The sequence below is a fragment of the Bdellovibrio bacteriovorus HD100 genome, assembly GCF_000196175.1.
Lineage (GTDB): Bacteria > Bdellovibrionota > Bdellovibrionia > Bdellovibrionales > Bdellovibrionaceae > Bdellovibrio > Bdellovibrio bacteriovorus.
Genome location: NC_005363.1, coordinates 917,354 through 934,085 on the forward strand (window position 1 = coordinate 917,354; position 16,732 = coordinate 934,085).

Annotated in this window: 16 protein-coding genes; 9 read left to right on the top strand and 7 right to left on the bottom strand. The window is 50.6% G+C overall.

Annotation, left to right across the window (positions count from 1 at the left end; translation table 11 throughout):
• Window positions 1-9: 9 nt before the first annotated feature.
• From BD_RS04470 to BD_RS04495, 6 genes are all read left to right on the top strand, one after another.
• Window positions 10-2,739, top strand: a complete 2,730-nt coding sequence (locus BD_RS04470) for a hypothetical protein (protein ID WP_011163509.1) — start codon at window positions 10-12, stop codon at window positions 2,737-2,739.
• Between the two features lie 148 nt (window positions 2,740-2,887).
• Entirely contained in the window at window positions 2,888-4,018 is a 1,131-nt protein-coding gene (locus BD_RS04475) for a thiamine pyrophosphate-dependent dehydrogenase E1 component subunit alpha (RefSeq protein WP_011163510.1), read from the top strand.
• Window positions 4,018-5,073: an alpha-ketoacid dehydrogenase subunit beta gene (locus BD_RS04480; protein ID WP_011163511.1), complete on the top strand. Its 1,056-nt coding sequence runs from the start codon at window positions 4,018-4,020 to the stop codon at window positions 5,071-5,073. Before BD_RS04475 ends, BD_RS04480 begins: the two co-directional genes overlap by 1 nt.
• A complete protein-coding gene (locus BD_RS04485) occupies window positions 5,074-5,913 on the top strand; it encodes a class I SAM-dependent methyltransferase (protein WP_011163512.1) in 840 nt (279 codons plus the stop codon).
• Between the two features lie 259 nt (window positions 5,914-6,172).
• Entirely contained in the window at window positions 6,173-6,619 is a 447-nt protein-coding gene (locus BD_RS04490; RefSeq protein WP_231839281.1) for a phospholipase, read from the top strand.
• 12 nt (window positions 6,620-6,631) lie between these two features.
• Complete coding sequence (locus BD_RS04495; RefSeq protein ID WP_011163514.1) at window positions 6,632-7,420, top strand: phosphatase domain-containing protein; 789 nt, start codon at window positions 6,632-6,634, stop codon at window positions 7,418-7,420.
• 47 nt (window positions 7,421-7,467) lie between these two features.
• Here the strand turns inward: BD_RS04495 and BD_RS04500 are convergent, their stop codons facing one another.
• The 4 genes from BD_RS04500 to BD_RS04515 are packed head-to-tail and all read right to left on the bottom strand — an operon-like array spanning window position 7,468 to window position 10,370.
• Window positions 7,468-8,421: a hypothetical protein gene (locus tag BD_RS04500; RefSeq protein ID WP_011163515.1), complete on the bottom strand. Its 954-nt coding sequence runs from the start codon at window positions 8,419-8,421 to the stop codon at window positions 7,468-7,470.
• 42 nt (window positions 8,422-8,463) lie between these two features.
• A complete protein-coding gene (gene pyrE, locus BD_RS04505) occupies window positions 8,464-8,979 on the bottom strand; it encodes an orotate phosphoribosyltransferase (RefSeq protein WP_173362279.1) in 516 nt (171 codons plus the stop codon).
• A 32-nt stretch (window positions 8,980-9,011) separates the two neighbouring features.
• A complete protein-coding gene (gene cutA, locus BD_RS04510) occupies window positions 9,012-9,326 on the bottom strand; it encodes a divalent-cation tolerance protein CutA (RefSeq protein WP_011163517.1) in 315 nt (104 codons plus the stop codon).
• A gap of 3 nt (window positions 9,327-9,329) precedes the next feature.
• Window positions 9,330-10,370 carry a CNNM domain-containing protein gene (locus BD_RS04515; RefSeq protein WP_011163518.1) on the bottom strand — a complete coding sequence of 347 codons (1,041 nt, stop codon included), beginning with the start codon at window positions 10,368-10,370 and terminating at the stop codon, window positions 9,330-9,332.
• A 236-nt stretch (window positions 10,371-10,606) separates the two neighbouring features.
• Here BD_RS04515 and BD_RS04520 point away from each other — a divergent pair, with 236 nt between their 5' ends.
• Both BD_RS04520 and BD_RS04525 read left to right on the top strand, forming a co-directional pair.
• Entirely contained in the window at window positions 10,607-11,395 is a 789-nt protein-coding gene (locus BD_RS04520; protein WP_011163519.1) for a dienelactone hydrolase family protein, read from the top strand.
• 122 nt (window positions 11,396-11,517) lie between these two features.
• Entirely contained in the window at window positions 11,518-12,027 is a 510-nt protein-coding gene (locus tag BD_RS04525; RefSeq protein ID WP_011163520.1) for a hypothetical protein, read from the top strand.
• A gap of 81 nt (window positions 12,028-12,108) precedes the next feature.
• Here the strand turns inward: BD_RS04525 and BD_RS04530 are convergent, their stop codons facing one another.
• The 3 genes from BD_RS04530 to fusA all read right to left on the bottom strand — a co-directional run bounded on the left by BD_RS04530 (window position 12,109) and on the right by fusA (window position 15,088).
• Window positions 12,109-12,549 (bottom strand): hypothetical protein, encoded by a 441-nt coding sequence (locus BD_RS04530; RefSeq protein WP_011163521.1) that lies wholly within the window; start codon window positions 12,547-12,549, stop codon window positions 12,109-12,111.
• On the bottom strand, window positions 12,550-12,780 hold the full coding sequence (locus tag BD_RS04535) for a hypothetical protein (protein ID WP_011163522.1): 231 nt from the start codon (window positions 12,778-12,780) through the stop codon (window positions 12,550-12,552).
• A 199-nt stretch (window positions 12,781-12,979) separates the two neighbouring features.
• On the bottom strand, window positions 12,980-15,088 hold the full coding sequence (fusA, locus tag BD_RS04540) for an elongation factor G (protein ID WP_011163523.1): 2,109 nt from the start codon (window positions 15,086-15,088) through the stop codon (window positions 12,980-12,982).
• Window positions 15,089-15,284: 196 nt separating this feature from the next.
• Here fusA and BD_RS04545 point away from each other — a divergent pair, with 196 nt between their 5' ends.
• On the top strand, window positions 15,285-16,721 hold the full coding sequence (locus BD_RS04545) for a RecQ family ATP-dependent DNA helicase (protein WP_011163524.1): 1,437 nt from the start codon (window positions 15,285-15,287) through the stop codon (window positions 16,719-16,721).
• Window positions 16,722-16,732 lie beyond the last annotated feature (11 nt).

Consider the following 16,732-nt stretch of genomic DNA (forward strand, 5'->3'; position numbering starts at 1 on the left):
GGGGACGTTGTGTTGAAATATGTTTTGATGGCCTGTCTTTTTCTGAGTGCCTGCAATTTTTCTGAAGAGTCTAAAGTCACAGGAAACACTCCGCAAAGCACTCCGGAGACTGATCCTGCGCCAGGAAGTTCCGCGCCGTCTTGGGTGGATGTGCGTGCGTTGGTATCAACAGGTGAAAACCTCAGCTTCAACAATCAAACCGGCGGGCCCCACGATCTGGCTTTGAACCCGTTAACGGGGCAACCGGGTGTGGCATACTATGATAAGTCCGCGACGGCGGGGGGCAGTGGTGCAACCCCGACGATAGGCGCACTGAAGTACGCCTGGATGGATGAGTTTGGCACCTGGAATGTGGAAGTCGTCGATCTCAACTATGGAACAGCCCTCTGCGGAAATTTGAATTCAGTTTGCGTTGGTGCGCCGAACTCGGCTACCGCCGGGCAGTTGAATCAGGGAAAAATTCTGCGGGTGGCATTTAAGTCCGACGGCAACCCCGTCATCGCCTATGTATATGGATCAAGCCAGAACACCACTTTGCTTGCCGGAAGCGGGACCAAGGACATTCGATTTGCCGAGCGCAGTTCCAGTGGTGTTTGGTCGGTGACAACAGCTTTTCAAGCCCCGGTCAGTGCGGCACCCACAAATGTGGCTGTGGCCACCATTGATCCGATGAAGGCACTTCGCCTGGTGCTGGACAGCGAGGACCGGCCTCACATCACTTTTTCATTCTTCACTCAGACCTCCACAAACAGCCAGGTGAAATATCTTTTCCGTTCCAGCACGGGTGTGTGGTCTTCAATGAACGTGGCGCCACTGGTGTCGCTGGCGGGGACTATCACGGCGGCCAATCAGGCCGGCATCAGTTCAGGGCTGGCGTTGTGCCCGGTGAACGGAGCGCCGATCCTGGGTTTCACCACGACAACGGGGGCGGCGGGGACTTTGAACAACCCTTCAGTGGCAAGATGCACGGGATTGGATGCGGATGGAAAATGTCAGGCCTTTGAAGTTGTGAATCTTTTGCGGGGGTGTGCGGGCAGCACTACTTGTATTTCCGGTTTGGTGAATACGAATCATAACGGTGGAACACATCTGGATTTGAAAGTCGAGCCCACCACCCATCGTGCGGTGTTGGCATTTTATTCTGTGGGCAATCCGAACACCACAGGCCTGCATATTCGCAGCCCCGTGGCCTGTGATGTGGCTCAGGATGGGGCCACCAACTCTTGGGGGCCAGCGACCACCATTGCGGCGGCTTCCACAGGGGCTTCCGGAATCTCTTTGGCTATTAAAGGTGTGACAGACTATCTGGTTTCTGCCGGAGTGGCGACCACGTCGGTAGCCATGAGCAAATTCAACGGCACAGCCTGGTTTGCGGCGAATCACGGGATTGAAACAACGACGGTCGCGCAAGAAGGGGTGTCACTTGCTTATGATGCTGCCAGCGACACAGCTTTCACCAGCTATGCCCAGCTTCCCGCCGCGGCAGGTGGCGCTGTCGGCAATGACCTGAAGGTCGCGCAGATTGATCCGGATGACCTGGTGACAGGGGGAGCCGCAGGAAGCTTCGTAATTTCTGTGGTCGACAACCGTGGCAATGTGTTTCCGAACACGGCCTCTTTCCCGGTGATCAGTGCCGCCAAGGCACCGGATGGCAGAGTCGGCTATGCATACTATTTTTATGACAACAACAACACTCACGCCAGTTCCAAACTTTATTTCGGAACACGCGGGGGCACATTTGTAGAGCCGTATTTCTCTGAAAAATTTGTGACCAGCCATCAACAAAGCACTTCGGCCACGGCGGCGGTGGGAAATATGCCGTCATTGGCCTTCGACAGTAACAGCAATCCGATGATTGCCGCCTACAATGGTGTGGCGACTGAGCAGAATCTGATTCTGGCCAGATCCAGTGATCGAGGTGTGAGTTTTACAATCACGGTCGTGGATGATTCCGTAGCCAACGTCGGTCAGTACGCAAGTGTCGCCCTGAGTGGTGATGCCATCGGAATCGCGTATTATGATGTCACCAACACGGCCTTGCGTTTTGCCAGATGGACAAAACAAAAAGGCTGGAAAAGATTTGTCGTGGACGGCGCCGCGGGAGCGGGCTCTTGCGGTAATGCCACTGCGGATGCGGGGAAATTTGCGAAGCTCCAGTTTACGAGTTCTGGACAGCCTGCGATTGCCTATCAGTACGACACAGGGGTGCGAGTGGCTTTCGCCAGTGAATCGCTAAGTTCCGCCAGCTATGTGTGGAATTGTGTGGCGATTGAAAATTCCGGATCCACTTTGGGTGCGGGAATTGATTTCAAACTGGATGCTTTGAACAGGCCTTTTGCGGTTTATGTGGATATAACGGCGGGTTCAGTTCGCTATGCAAGTTGTGCTTCGGCCGTTGCAACATGTTTGACCACCGGGACTAGTGCGTTCACGGCCGGTGTCGTGGAGGTGACTGGGGTGACCTCTTTGTTGGGTGAGTCTGCGCCGACGTTGGGGGTAGGCAGTGATGGAGCCAAATACGTGGCCTTCCATAGCTCAGTCAGTAAGGCCTTGCGTCTGGGGACCCTGGCTGCGGCAGGCGGCAGTTTTGTCTTTGAAAGCATTGAACAATCAGTCCTGCCGGTGCCCTCATTTGTGGGGCAGTACGGGGCGCTTTTGATTAATTCCTACGACCGCCCGACGGTCTTTTATCGCAGCTCAGAAAACTGGCTGCGCTACTATTCCCGCGAGCAGGAATAGCCAACTGCCTAAAGAGGGGGCATATTGTGTGCCCCTGAGGTCTTAAACCCCTTTAAAATTGATTTGAAGAGACTTCTCACCGTGGCAAATGGGCGTGACAAAAGCCTCTCTTTTCGCTTAGATAGACGCGAATATGGAGGCCCTGAAAATGGCTAAAAAGACCACTGTGAAAGCAGGGGGTAAGGCGGCTGCTGGTAAGACTACCAAGAAGGCTGCAAAACCTGCTGCAAAGTCCACTGTGAAAGCTTCTAAAAAAGCGACTGCTCCTGCAAAAAAGAAGCAGAGCTTTGGTGGATTGTCTGAAGAAATTTTGCTTCGCATGCATAACCTGATGGTTAAATCCCGCGTGCTTGAAGAACGTCTGATCAAAATTTATAAAGCCGGCGAGGCTTACTTCTGGATCGGTGGACCTGGTGAGGAAGCCTGGGGTGTTGCCTTGGGTATGCTGGCGCGCAAAGGCTCTGGCCCAGAGAACGACTGGTTGCACCTGCACTATCGCTGTACTCCGACGATGGTGGCTTTGGGCATGGACATGATTGATTCCATCCGCTTGATGATGAACCGTGCGACGGATCCATCCACAGGTGGTCGTAACTTCTCCAGTCACTATTGCTTCCCGCAATGGAACGTGGCTCCGGTGACGTCTCCTTTGGAAGTTCAATATCCGATCGCGTGCGGTACGGCTCACGTGCAAAAGCGGGCGGGTAAAGGTGCGATCTCCATCGTGACTGGTGGTGACGCTGGGACTGCTGAAGGTGATTTTGCATCCTGCTTGATTCTTGCCTCCCGTAAGGGCCAGGAACTTCCGATGCTGATCACTGTACAGAACAACGGCTACGGTATTTCGACTCCGTACGAAGGTCAGCACGGTGAAACGAACATCGCGGATCGCGCTGCTGCGTTCAACATCCGTTCCCGTGTGATCAACGGCAATGACCCGATTGAAACATATCTGGCTCTGAAAGAAGAAATGGAATACATCCGTAAAACCGGCAAACCATCCTTCATCGAAGCGAAGGTGACTCGTTTGTACGGTCACTCTTCCGCGGACGGCGCCAATAAAAAACCACACTTGTTTGACCCGGTTCTGACTTTCGAAAAAAACCTGATCGACGCTGGCATTCTGGATCCGAAGGTGGCGAAGAAGATCTGGGAAGATTATGAAGCCGAAGGCGTCAGCGCTCAGGAACAAGCCCGCCAGGAACCGGTACCGACTCCGGAATCTGTTTGGGATCATGTTTACGTTAACAGCGAAAATGCAGATTGGAGAAAATTCTAATGGCAAGTATTGCTCAGGCCATCAGAATGGCCCTTCACTATGGTGAAGCCAACATGGGAGTTAAAGACATCTTCGGTCAGGACGTGGGCGCACCACTGGGGGGCGTTTTCACAGCGACTCAAGGTTTGGAAACGGCGTGGAACTCCACTCTGGATGAACGTGGGATCATCAGCATGGCGATGGGTATCGCGATGGGTGGTGACCGCTGCGTGGCTGAAATCCAGTTTGCCGATTATATCTTTAACACCATCGATCTTTTGAAAATTGCCGGTAACACTTTGTGGTGCACGAACGGTCAGATTCAACTGCCGATGGTGGTGATGACTCCGGTGGGTGCGGGGATCTTTGGTTCCGTTTACCATTCTCACTCTTTCGATGCATGGGCCTCCCGCCTGCAAGGCTGGAAGATCGTGATGCCGTCCAATCCGTTGGATGCTTACGGTTTGATGCTTTCTGCGATCGAAGATCCAAATCCGGTTCTTTATTTGAAATCCAAGGCGCTGATGCGCCATAAAGGTGATGAGCTGATCCCAGGTGAACCTGCGGATGAAAAAGAGCTTAAAGCCATGATCGATAAACCAGTTCAGAATTCTGAAGGCTGGAAACCTCGCTGGCCGGAACTTGAAAAGTACATGGTTCCAATCGGCAAGGGCAAGATCACTCACGCGGGTGAACACATCACGGTTGTTACCTACAGCCGCATGGTGCACCTGTGTGACGAAGTGGCGGTGAAACTGGCGGAAGAAGGCATCTCTGTTGAGGTGATCGATCTGCGCTCGATTTATCCATACGACTGGCCGATGATCAAAGCATCCATCGAAAAAACCGGCCGTGTATTGTTCGTGAACGAGGACACGGAAGTGACCAACTTCGGCGAACATTTGGCTTACCGTGCGACTCAAGAGTGCTTCTATCAACTGATGGCGCGTCCGCGTGTTCTGGCCGGTAAAAACCTGCCGGGCATCGGTCTGCACCCGAACCTTGAAAAGAACTCTGTGCCACAGATCCATGACATTGAACTTGCGATTCGTGAAGTCGTAGCGGAAGTGCCGTAAATGAAAAAAGAAATGTCCCACAGAAAAAAGGTCCGCCGTCGTGTGAATAAAAAAAGCACGGCTTTGGTATTCGATAAATACGAACTGTACCGCAAAGCGGTTCAGTCGGCGGAAAATGATGTGGTCTTTATCTGGAACACGTTCCGCGAGCTGAAAGGCAAGCAGCCCCGTGTATTCCGTGAAGACTTCTGCGGGACCTTTGCTCTTTCCACCGAATGGATCAAACTGCACCCTCGTCATGAGGCGGTGGGTGTGGATCTGGATCCGGAACCAATGGCCTACGGCAAAGCCAACTATCTGACGAAGCTGAAGCCGGAACAGCAAAAGCGCATGAAGCTGGTGGAAGGCAACGTGCTGGATCCGAATCTGGCCAAAGCTGACATTGTGGCGGCGATGAATTTCTCTTATTTCTGTTTTAAAAAACGCGACGTTTTGAAGAAGTATTTCGCCAATGTGCTGAAGACTTTGAACAAAGACGGCATGTTCCTGGTGGATATCTTCGGCGGCAGTCAGTGCTACGAAGCCATCGAGGACGCGATCAAACACGAAGGCTTCACTTACTACTGGGATCAAACGAACTTTGACCCTGTGACCAATGAGGCTCTATTCCACATCCACTTCAAAGTGGGTGGGAAAAAGATCGAACAGGTCTTCACCTATGACTGGCGCATGTGGTCCATCTCTGAGATCCGCGACATCATGGAAGAAGTGGGCTTTAAAAAGTCCCACGTGTACTGGGAAGGTACGGCTCCGGATGGTTCCGGAGACGGCAACTTCACCCGTGTGGATCACGGCGAAGCTTGTCAGTCCTGGATCGCTTATGTGGTCGGAGAAAAATAGCGCCGGTTGGTGAAAAAGGCCCATCTCCTTCGTTGTCGGGCCTTTTGCTTCTCTTCGACGTGCTTGGAGCACGCCTCCGTTTCGCAAAAAACCCTCCGCCTCGGATCTGAACCTTTTTGACCAACCTTGATTGGGTGGGGCGCGGAGGGGATTTTCTGGTTTTCTAAATTTTTTTTCTTTGGTCTGCCTCTTGCTCCTTTAGGGGTTGATGATATTCAAATCAAAATTAGCCTTATTCAAGCCCCGTAAGGGACACTGGGTGTCGCTTGCTGTCTATTTGTTGGTCACTATGGTGGCTCGGCAGGGGTTTGCTAAAAATACGCTGAAAGACTTTACCAGCGATGGCTGCAGCATGAGTCCTGACGGGTTTGCCTGGTCGGTGAATGCCTATTTGGACTGCTGTGTGGCTCATGATGTGGCTTACTGGGCCGGTGGTGCCCGTGAAGACCGTTTGCGGGCCGACGAAGAATTAAAACAATGCATCACCGTCAAAGCCAACAAGTACACTGCGGACGCTTACTTCCGTGGTGTGCGTGTGGGTGGATCCGCGAAGCTTCAGACACCCTTTCGCTGGGGCTATGGCTGGGTTGAAGACCGCGGTTACAAGCCGCTGGATATGGAAGAGCGTTCCGAGGTCGCAGACAAGATTCTGTCGGTCGACTGGGAGCAGATTTACGATTCAATCTTTTTAGGAAACAAAAAATAACAGGAGACGTCCATGAGAAAATACATCGCTTTACTTGCCGGATTGATGTTGTCAGCCTTTGCCGAAGCCAAGGTGCTTGTGGTGTCTGATATTGATGACACGTTGAAGGTGTCCCACGTGTTGTCCAAGAAGGGGGCTGCAACCTCATTTGCTGACGATGACAGCCGCTTTGTGGGTATGTCGGAAATCTTCCAGATGTTAAATCTGCAGCATGAAGACATTGAATTCCATTATGTGTCTTTGGCTCCAAAGCTTTTGATGAACGAGCAGCACACGGATTTCCTGGAGGAAAACGGCTTCCCGATCACGAAGCTGCACATGAACTCGGGTATCAAGCAGGATCCTGAGTTGAAACAAAAAGTCATCCGCAAGGTGCTTGCTGAAACCAATCCGGAAGTCGTGATCTATTTCGGCGACAACGGTCAGTTCGATGCGGTTGTTTATGACCAGATGGTCAAAGAGTTTCCGCACATCCCGGCGGTCAGCTATATCCGTGAGGCTTATTCCAGACTGGATCGTTCCAAGTTCCCAACAATGGAAGGCCAGATTGGCTTCGTGACGAGTGTTGAGGTCGCGATTGACCTGATTTCAAAAGGTCTTTTGATGAAGAAGGCCTATGGCCCGATTGAGCAGATCGTTTACAAGCGCATGAAGAAAGACGACAAAGACGAAAAGTTCGGTCCCATGGTCTTCCCATGGTGGCAGGACTGCCGCGACTTCAAATGGCAGTGGGATGTAATGAATCCTTCTGTGAAACTTCAGAAGATCCAGTCTGTGATTGCTGAAAGATGTGCGCAGTAATTTTGATAGAACAGTGAAAAAGAAAAAGGGGCTTCAAAGCCCCTTTTTTATTTCTGTCCGCTGCCTGATCTTGATGGCATTGGAGGAGGTGGAGGTTGTGGTCTGTAGCCGCCGCCACCATCGCCGCTGAATACTGGCGGCTGACTGATCGGGGAGGATGCTGGTTTCAGCGCCATACCTTTCAAAATACAAAAGTCTTTTTGAGAGTCCAAGTTCACTCGAGTGATATCGCAGGAGTTTGCCATCACGCCACAGAAGGCATGGGTCTCTTTGTCGCCCATTGGCTTCTTCATAAACTTGGCATTTATGTCGGCCAGACAACGAGTCAGGCCTTGGTCTTTGTCACCTTTGGCAATGAACTCTTTGGACTTTTCCTTCTTTTCACCTGAGACAGTATAGTCTGACTCAAGTGCCTGTCTTAGTTTTTCTTTAAACAGAGCACGTTTCTCGTCTAGGCTGCGATTTTCAAACATACCTTCAAACAAGTAGTTCATGTTTTCAAGTGCTGGCGTGCTGGAAGTCCAACCAGTTTTAAAGCCCAGCTTTTCAGCTGCGTCGGCCATTTGCTTTTCTGATGGTCTTGCATCGCGATTCAGAAGTTGATTGAAATAAGTCCAGTCCGCGTGGCTCATGTCTTTGTATTCTCTTGAGCGACCCACTTTTTTGGTATCTTTGCCCAGGTACTCTGCGCAGAAACCATAGGTTTGAATGCGGCGGATGACTTCTTTTTGGAAGTTTTCTTTATCAATGTCAGAACGAACCGTGTTGTATCCGTATTCCTTTTGGATATTTAGCGCAATCATTGCCAACCATTTATCAGAAACATCAACAGGCGTGCCTTTATCGGCATAGTACTTCTGAATACCGCAAGTGATGCACTCCAAACCAGCATTCTTCATCTGGTTATTTGTGCGGCAATCAAACTCATCGTAGCCCGCGAAGGACGGGCTGGCGGTGAAAACAATAGCTGTGGCTAATAGAGCCTTTGAGAACTGCTTCATCCTGTCTTCCTCTCGATAAGATAAACCAGTTCTCTTTATCGGCTAGAAATCGGATTTCTTGAACAATGGACGAAGGTCCAGACCGATCTCGGTCAGCTTGGGTTCCGGGAAGTGTGGCCCGCGGTGGATCACACACAGAACTGTGGAAATCTCGGCTCCGATAGAGCGCAAATCCGCAGTGGAAAGCACCACCTGGCCGCCAGTGGTGACGACGTCCTCGATCACACAGACCTTCTTGCCTTTGATTTCAAGGCCTTCGGCAAACTTGCAGGTGCCGTATTCTTTGGCCTCTTTACGAACGAACACACAAGGGATCCCGGTTTCCAGGGACAAGGCGGTGGCGATAGGGATGCCGCCCATTTCAAGGCCGGCCAGAACTTCGGTGCCTGCAGGAATCAAGGGAACCATTTGTTTGGCGATTTCACGCAGCAAAGTCGGCTGTGCCTCAAAACGATACTTGTCGAAGTATTCGTTCGAGATCTGGCCCGAGCGAAGTTTAAACTCCCCAGTCAGGTGAGCAATGTCGTAAATGTTCTTGGCAAGTTCTTGTCTGGTCATGGCGATAGCTCCTTCGCTTTTCAAAGCTAGGGCTATCTTTGACTTTCTTCAAGCCAGTTCTTGAAAGCGGGATTGATTCCCAGGACGGGGAGAGTCATGACACACGGGACGTCATAGGGGTGAAGCTCTTCGACCCTTTTTGTGATTCTGCTCTGTGCATCAGGGGTGTTCAAAGCCTTCAGGATCAGGATATGCTCGGAGCTTGTCTCTAATTTTCCCTCCCACCAGTACATCGATTCCATGCCTGGAATGATGTTGGCGCAACCGACAAGTTTTTCCTCCAGCAGAGTTCTTGCGATACTCTGCGCGGAAGTTTTGTCAGGGCAGGGGATATAAAACAAAATCACAACCTAGCTCCGGCGCAGTTTCTGTTTGCGCATCTGCCACTGTTCCAGGGCGAACTTGCGCATGTCTTCCACGCTGTCCAGTTCATCGACGATTTCTACCCCTAGAAGGGTTTCAACGGCGTCTTCCAAACTGACCAGACCAGCCACGATGCCGTACTCGTCCACCGCCAAGGCCATGTGTTCTTTTTCTTTGATAAAGAAATCCAGAACCTGGGACACAGTCATGCGCTCTGGGATGCTGGAGATCGGAGTCACGATCTCACCCACCTTCTTGTCGTGCAAGTCGTTGGAAAGGGTTTCGTGAATTTTATAGCGATAGGTCATGCCGATGATGTTGTCCAGGCTGCCATCGTAAACCGGGATGCGCGAGAAGCGCAGAGGACGGTATTTGTTAAAGACCTCTTCCACGGTTAATTCTTTGTCCAATGCAAAGAACACGGATCGTGGGGTCATGATGTCAGACACATAGATCTTGTCCAGCATCAGCAGGTTTTTGATGATGTTGGATTCTTTGCCTTTCAAAGTTCCTTCTTCCACGCCGATTTCGGCAGTCATCAGGATCTCTTCACGGGTCACTTCCGGATCTTCAGAGGTTTTTGCAAAAAAACGGCCCAGCCACTCGGACATGATCACCAATGGATACAAAAGCAAGATCATGAACTGGATGGTGTAGGCGGCAAAGGGAACTAGGGCTTTCCAGTGCGCGGCACCGACAGACTTGGGAATGATCTCAGACAGAATCAGGATCATGAAAGTCAGGGCAAAAGAGGCCACGGTGACGGCTTCTTGTCCGTATTGAATCTGAATTTGGTAGGCGATGGCGGCGGAGCCCAAGGTGTGGGACAGGGTGTTCAGTGTCAGGATGGCAGAAATAGGGCGGTCGATGTTTTCTTTTAGATGTTCAAGAAGCTTTCCGCTTCTTTTATTCTCTTTGACCAGAACCCCGATGTAAGCGGAGGTCGAAGTCAGAAGAACAGCTTCCAGCATGGAACATAAAAAAGAGATACCGATGGTACTGATAAACAGAACAATAATAATCGTCATAGAGTGATGCTTAAATCTGAGAAGTTAAATGTGACGGGCAGACGCCTGTGATATTCCATAGAGACTAGAGTGTACCACATTCGGGAAGGGACCTGTCTATAACGCGACTTGCAAGAAGTCCTGATATAATCGAGATAAATCAGGAATTTGTGAGTCATCAGGACCCTGATGAGGGTTTTTTGACCTTTCGCCGGGCCCTTCATAGACTTTGGTAAAGCTTAAAAGGAGTACTAAAGATGATGAAGAATTTAGCAGCAGCCCTTTTGGTGTGGGGGGCATTCATGCAAGCTCATGCTGAAGTAAAAACTGAAATGGTCGAGTACAAAGAAGGCAAGACGGTTTTGGAAGGTTTTCTGGCTCAGGATGATTCCTTAAAAGGTCCGCGTCCGGCGATCATCATTGTTCACCAGTGGATGGGGTTGGGTGAACATGAAAAAGCCAGCGCCCAGCGTTTGGCGGAAAAAGGTTACGTGGTACTGGCTGCCGACATCTATGGCAAAGGGGTCCGTCCCGGATCCCCGGCAGAGGCCGGCAAACTTGCCGGCACATACAAAGAGGACGTGAAGCTTTACCGGGCGCGTGAAAAAGCGGCCTTTGATTATCTGAAGAAAAATAAAAATGTCGATGCCAAGCAGATAGTGATCATGGGGTATTGCTTTGGCGGTACCGGAGCCCTGGAGGCGGCTCGTGCAGGTTTGCCTGTGGTGGGGGCGGTCAGCATCCATGGTGGTCTGGCCAGCAAGAATCCCAAGGATGTGAAGAACATCAAATCCAAGGTGCTGGTCTTGCATGGAGCTATTGATCCCTACGTGCCACCAGCGGAAGTCGATGGCTTCATGAAAGAAATGAACGAAGCCAAAGTGGACTATCAGTTTGTGGCGTATTCCGGAGCGGTTCATGCCTTCACTCAGAAAGATGCGGGCAATGATCCATCCAAGGGGCACGCCTACAACCCCGTCGCGGAGAAACGTTCCTGGGCGGCTCTGGAGGCCTTTCTGAATGAAGTGGCACCAGTTGCAAGGTAATGCGAATTGAGCTGTCTAGAGTCTGAACAATCGTGAAAATATGGCAAGGGTGGTGACGGGGAATGGTCCTGTCGCCGCCCTTGTGTTAAAGACTTCGCTTTGAATACAAAAGGAGTCTTCATATGAAAACAATCTTGCTGGCGGCCCTGCTTTCTCTTTCTTTTGCGGCGCCAACCTTTGCCAATATCTCTGACAATTCCCAGGACGTGGTTTCTGCTAAAAAAGGAAAAGGCAAATCCGAGCCGGCTCCGAAAGAAGACGACGGTGGTCGTGGTGAAGAAAAAGACCCTCGTGAAGAAACCTATGAAGGCAATGACCGTGACAGTGGTGGTTCTTTTGATGGCGGCGGTTACGGCAGCGGCGGATTCGATGGCGGCGGCTATGGCGGTGGTGACGGCGGCGGCATGATCGGTGAGATCTTCTCTGTTCCGGGCAAAGGCAAAACCTATCCAGTGACTTCCAACACCACAGTGGAAGATCGTGGCGATGTTCTGGTTTACACAACCCGCACTCAGGAAGACATCAGCTATGATGAAACCTGCACAACGATTTCTGTTTTGGTTGTGGCGAAATCCACAGGCAAAGTGATCTCTTCTGACAGCAACGAATATTGCAATCGCTGGCCGATGTAGTTTCGACTTTCACATTGTTTAAAAAGCAAAAGAGCTGACCCTAAAAAGTCAGCTCTTTCTATTTGCAGTGGCCAGTCCCGCCTAGCTGGCTTCAGAGGTTTTCGCGCGCTTGCTTTGGCGTTCCTCCACATAATCCATCACCAGCAAAGCCACGGCATTTTCCAGGGCGCCGGACTGTTTGGGGGTGACAGGCTTTTCTACAAACCCCAACGCTTTCAACCACGTCTTTTTATTCAGGCTGTAGATCAAGACACCCGCAGAAATCACAGTCATCACAAGGTACACAATCATGCCGCCTGTGATCTGAAATTCCTCGCCCTTGTCCAGCTGGCCGGCCAGGCTTGCGATGAACAGTGAGACCCCCACGCAGCTTAAAGCCAGCGATCCGATGGTGGACACCAGCACGAATGTCAGCGCGCGCAGATGCAACACCAGTTGCTGGGTGAAGGCGATGCCGGGTTCTTTGAACAGGCTTTTGGCGTTACCGATAAAGAAAGAAATGAGGGGCAGAAGGAAGTTCATCTAGTCATCCTTTCTTTTGTACAGCATGCGCGCGATCACAAAGCCTGCCAGGGCGGCGATGCCAACCGAAGCCCATGGGTTTTCCTTCATGGTTTGGGTCAGGCTGTCTTTCATGTCTTTGATTTGCTCACGCTGTTCGCCGGGAATTTTGTTTTTGATGGTGTCAGTCTGAGCTTTCAGTTCTTCCTGAAGCTGCTTTTTGATTTCGGCAATAAGCTGGTCGCGATCCATGGCTGTCGTCCTCGGGGCTGAAAGATGAATTTACGAATCTCTTTTCGGCACAACAGACTGCGATGTTTAGTTTTTCTGGATATAAGTCGAGGCAGGGAAATAAAAAAAGCCCGGTGTTTCCACCGGGCTTTGAAGTTTGAAGATCAAACTTAGCGGGACGCAGTCCAGTGCTTCGCACCTCCTGCGCATCCGCGCGAAATTACTTCTGCTCAGCTGCGCGCTTAGCTTGGTATTTCTTCGCAAGTTCTTCCTGGATGTTACGAGGTACTGGAGCGTACTTCGCGAATTCCATGGAGAACTCACCTTTACCTTTGGTCGCAGAACGAAGGTCTGTAGAGTAACCGAACATTTCTGTCAGTGGTACTTCAGCTTCGATCACGCAGTTACCTTCGAATGCAGTAGTTGCAACGATGGAACCACGGCGTTGGTTGATTTGACCAACAGCGGAACCTTGGTATTCGTCTGGAACTGTCGTCTCAAGCTTCATGATCGGCTCAAGAACAGTTGGTTTCGCGGAAGCGTAAACTTCACGAAGAGCCGCCATACCAGCGATTTTGAACGCCATGTATGAGGAGTCGACATCGTGGTACGCGCCGTCTTCCAGAACAACTTCAACGCCAACGATCGGGAAGCCAATCAGAGGACCTTTAACAGTCTGCTCTTTGAAGCCTTCTTCAACCGCAGGGATGAATTCCTTAGGAATACGACCACCGACAACTTTGTTTTCAAATTTGAATACAGCGCCGTCTTCTTGTGGAGGAAGAGGTTGGATTTTACCAACGATCTTCGCGTATTGACCGGAACCACCAGTTTGTTTTTTGTGAGTGTAGTCGTACGGAGCTTCAACGGAGATAGTCTCACGGTAAGCAACCTGAGGCTGACCCACGATAACTTCACAGTTGAATTCACGTTTCATACGCTCAACGTAGATTTCCAAGTGCAATTCACCCATACCGGAGATGATAGTCTCGTTGGATTCCTCGTCACGGTGTACGCGGAATGTAGGGTCTTCCTTACGGAATTTCTGAAGAGCTTTGGAGAAATTGTTCGCCGCAGTTTTATCTTTAGGCGCAATTGCCAAGCTGATAACGGAATCAGGTACGTGCATGGATTGCATGGACGCCTGGATGTTCTCGTCACAGAAAGTGTCACCGGAAGCACAGTCGATACCGAACAATGCCACGATGTCACCAGCGTAGGATACGTCGATATCTTCCATTTTATCAGAGTGCATACGAACCAAGCGAGGAATCTTAACAGATTTCTTGTTCACTTGATTGACGATGAAATCGCCTTTGCCCATTTTACCTTGGTAAACGCGCATGTAAGTCAACTGACCGAATGGAGTCTCTTGAAGTTTGAACGCAAGAGCAACCAATGGTTTGGTTGGATCTGGATGCAGGTCGAACTTCTCTTCGTTCTTGGTGATATCAAGAGCTTGCTCTTTTTTCTCAGCAGGGGACGGAAGATAGTAAGTAACCGCGTCCATCAGACGCTGAACGCCTTTATTTTTGAATGCAGAACCGCAAAGAACTGGAACCAATTTCAAACCGATAGTGCCCTTACGGATAGCCGCACGGATCTCTTCAGTTGTTGGCTCTTCTTCCATCAAGAATTTCTCTTCGATAGCAGAGTCAACGTCAGCCAGTTTACCGATCATGATTTGACGGTATTTTTTTGCAGTTTCAACTAGGTCCGCTGGGATTTCTTCTACAAGAACGTTCTCACCGGATTCACCTTGGTTGATGTAAGCTTTCATGTCAGTCAGGTCAACGTGACCTCTGTGCTGATCTTCCAGACCGATTGGGATCTGGATCATAACTGCGTTCAAACGCAATTTTTCGATCAAAGCATCAGTAACACGGTATGGGTTGGCACCTTGACGGTCCAATTTGTTCACGAATGCCAAACGAGGAACGTTGTAACGTTTCATCTGACGGTCAACAGTGATGGACTGAGATTGAACGCCGGCAACACCGCAAAGCAACAGGATCGCACCGTCTAGAACGCGAAGAGAACGTTCAACTTCAACTGTGAAGTCCACGTGCCCCGGTGTGTCGATCAAATTGATTGTGTAATCCTTCCACTGAACCTGAGTTGCAGCAGACTGGATGGTGATCCCTTTTTCTCTCTCTAGATCCATGGAGTCCATTGTTGCACCGACGCCGTCTTTTCCACGAACTTCGTGGATGGCGTGGATTCTTCCTCCATAGAACAGAATACGCTCAGAAGTTGTGGTTTTCCCGGAGTCGATGTGCGCCGAGATACCAATGTTTCTGACCATATCAATATTCCACTTTTTGGACATATCTTTACCCTTCGTTTATATGGTTTTAATCGCTGTTTTTATTAGCAAAAATTAAACAAATTTTATGAAAGTACTCGAATTATCATCAAATACTACTAAGTGCAAAAAAAGATTCTAGGCCAGAATCCCAACGCACCGCATCCTCGAGGGGCCTGGCTGACGGGCCCCCTCTGAGTAGCGTAGACTGATCGGCACTATGACCGATCTTCTTCAGCTTTTAAAAGCGAACTTTCCTTTTACTTCTTTCCGGGGCGAGCAGGAGCAAGTCCTGCATAAAGTTTGGGCAAATCAGAACCTACTGGCTTTAATGCCCACGGGAATGGGAAAAAGCCTCTGCTTTCAGTTTCCAGCAAAGACCCGCGAGGGCCTGGTGGTCGTCATATCGCCGCTGATCGCTTTGATGCAGGATCAGGTTTTCAAGGCCCAGGAGCTGGGGATCAGTGCCACGTTCTTAAGTTCCACTTTGAGCCGGGACGAACGCGAGTCCCGCCAGAACCGCCTGGCCAAAGGCGACTTCAAGCTGATCTATGTGACCCCGGAACGCTTCCGTAAACCTGAGTTTCTTCAGGCTATTGAAAAACGGGCCATTCAACTTTTGGCCGTGGACGAGGCTCACTGTATTTCCCAATGGGGGCATGACTTCCGCCCGGATTATTCCCGGGTCGGAGAGTTCCGCGCCCTTTTGGGCAATCCGCCGACTTTGGCGCTGACGGCCACGGCGACGCCCGAGGTTCAAAAAGACATCCTGAAAAAACTGAATATGGAAGACGCCCTGATCATTTCCGCGGGGATTGAGCGCCCGAACCTGGCCCTGAATGTTCACGACATCTATGGAATCGATGAAAAGATCCGGGCCATCGTGGGGCTTCGTCATCTGACACCAGGAACGGCGATCATTTATTGCTCTTTGATTCAGACGCTGAAGAAAGTTTCGTCTGCGTTGAACCGACTGGGCATGGCGCATCTGGTGTATCACGGCGATTTGCCGCCGCAGGATCGCAAGCGCAATCAGAAAGCCTTCCAGACTGAAGAAGCTCCGCTGATGATCGCGACGCCCGCTTTCGGGTTGGGCATCGATAAAAGCAACGTGCGCCTGTTGATTCATGCCGAAACCCCGAACTCTTTGGAATCCTATTTTCAGGAGGTCGGTCGTGCCGGTCGAGACGGGGCCGAGTCATCTTGTCATCTGCTGTATGACCAGGACGATGTCAGCATTCAGATGGAGTTTTTGAAATGGTCTCACCCCGAGCCTGATTTCATCCGCAAAATCTATCAACTGATAGAAGACAAAAGAATGCAGGTGGATCAGGGTGGATTTGACTTCCTTCGTGAACAAATGAATTTTAGAAATCGCCGGGACTTCCGGTCCGAAGCCGCAGTCAGTATTCTGGAACGCTGGGGATGTCTGCAAAAGTCCGACGATCCGTTTCCCTTTGCTTGCGTGCAGGCACCAACGGACGAGCAGTTCCTGGCGGAAAACGACGAAGCTATTTTGCGCGCTCAGAACACCAAACTTTTGCAGATGGTGCAGTGGGCGAATCAGGACAGCGAGTGCCGCATGAATCGCATCTATGCTTACTTTGGGCATGAACACACTGAACCGTGTGGGAAATGCGATATCTGCAAACGATAGAACTGAGGAGG

Excerpts from the sequence above, each read along its gene's own strand:
- fusA (WP_011163523.1), bottom strand. The coding sequence starts at position 15,088 with ATGTCCAAAAAGTGGAATATTGATATGGTCAGAAACATTGGTATCTCG.
- BD_RS04535 (WP_011163522.1), bottom strand. The coding sequence starts at position 12,780 with ATGGATCGCGACCAGCTTATTGCCGAAATCAAAAAGCAGCTTCAGGAA.
- pyrE (WP_173362279.1), bottom strand. The coding sequence starts at position 8,979 with ATGACCAGACAAGAACTTGCCAAGAACATTTACGACATTGCTCACCTG.
- BD_RS04485 (WP_011163512.1), top strand. The coding sequence starts at position 5,074 with ATGAAAAAAGAAATGTCCCACAGAAAAAAGGTCCGCCGTCGTGTGAAT.
- BD_RS04545 (WP_011163524.1), top strand. The coding sequence starts at position 15,285 with ATGACCGATCTTCTTCAGCTTTTAAAAGCGAACTTTCCTTTTACTTCT.
- BD_RS04495 (WP_011163514.1), top strand. The coding sequence starts at position 6,632 with ATGAGAAAATACATCGCTTTACTTGCCGGATTGATGTTGTCAGCCTTT.
- BD_RS04515 (WP_011163518.1), bottom strand. The coding sequence starts at position 10,370 with ATGACGATTATTATTGTTCTGTTTATCAGTACCATCGGTATCTCTTTT.
- BD_RS04480 (WP_011163511.1), top strand. The coding sequence starts at position 4,018 with ATGGCAAGTATTGCTCAGGCCATCAGAATGGCCCTTCACTATGGTGAA.
- BD_RS04500 (WP_011163515.1), bottom strand. The coding sequence starts at position 8,421 with ATGAAGCAGTTCTCAAAGGCTCTATTAGCCACAGCTATTGTTTTCACC.
- BD_RS04475 (WP_011163510.1), top strand. The coding sequence starts at position 2,888 with ATGGCTAAAAAGACCACTGTGAAAGCAGGGGGTAAGGCGGCTGCTGGT.
- BD_RS04520 (WP_011163519.1), top strand. The coding sequence starts at position 10,607 with ATGATGAAGAATTTAGCAGCAGCCCTTTTGGTGTGGGGGGCATTCATG.
- BD_RS04525 (WP_011163520.1), top strand. The coding sequence starts at position 11,518 with ATGAAAACAATCTTGCTGGCGGCCCTGCTTTCTCTTTCTTTTGCGGCG.
- BD_RS04530 (WP_011163521.1), bottom strand. The coding sequence starts at position 12,549 with ATGAACTTCCTTCTGCCCCTCATTTCTTTCTTTATCGGTAACGCCAAA.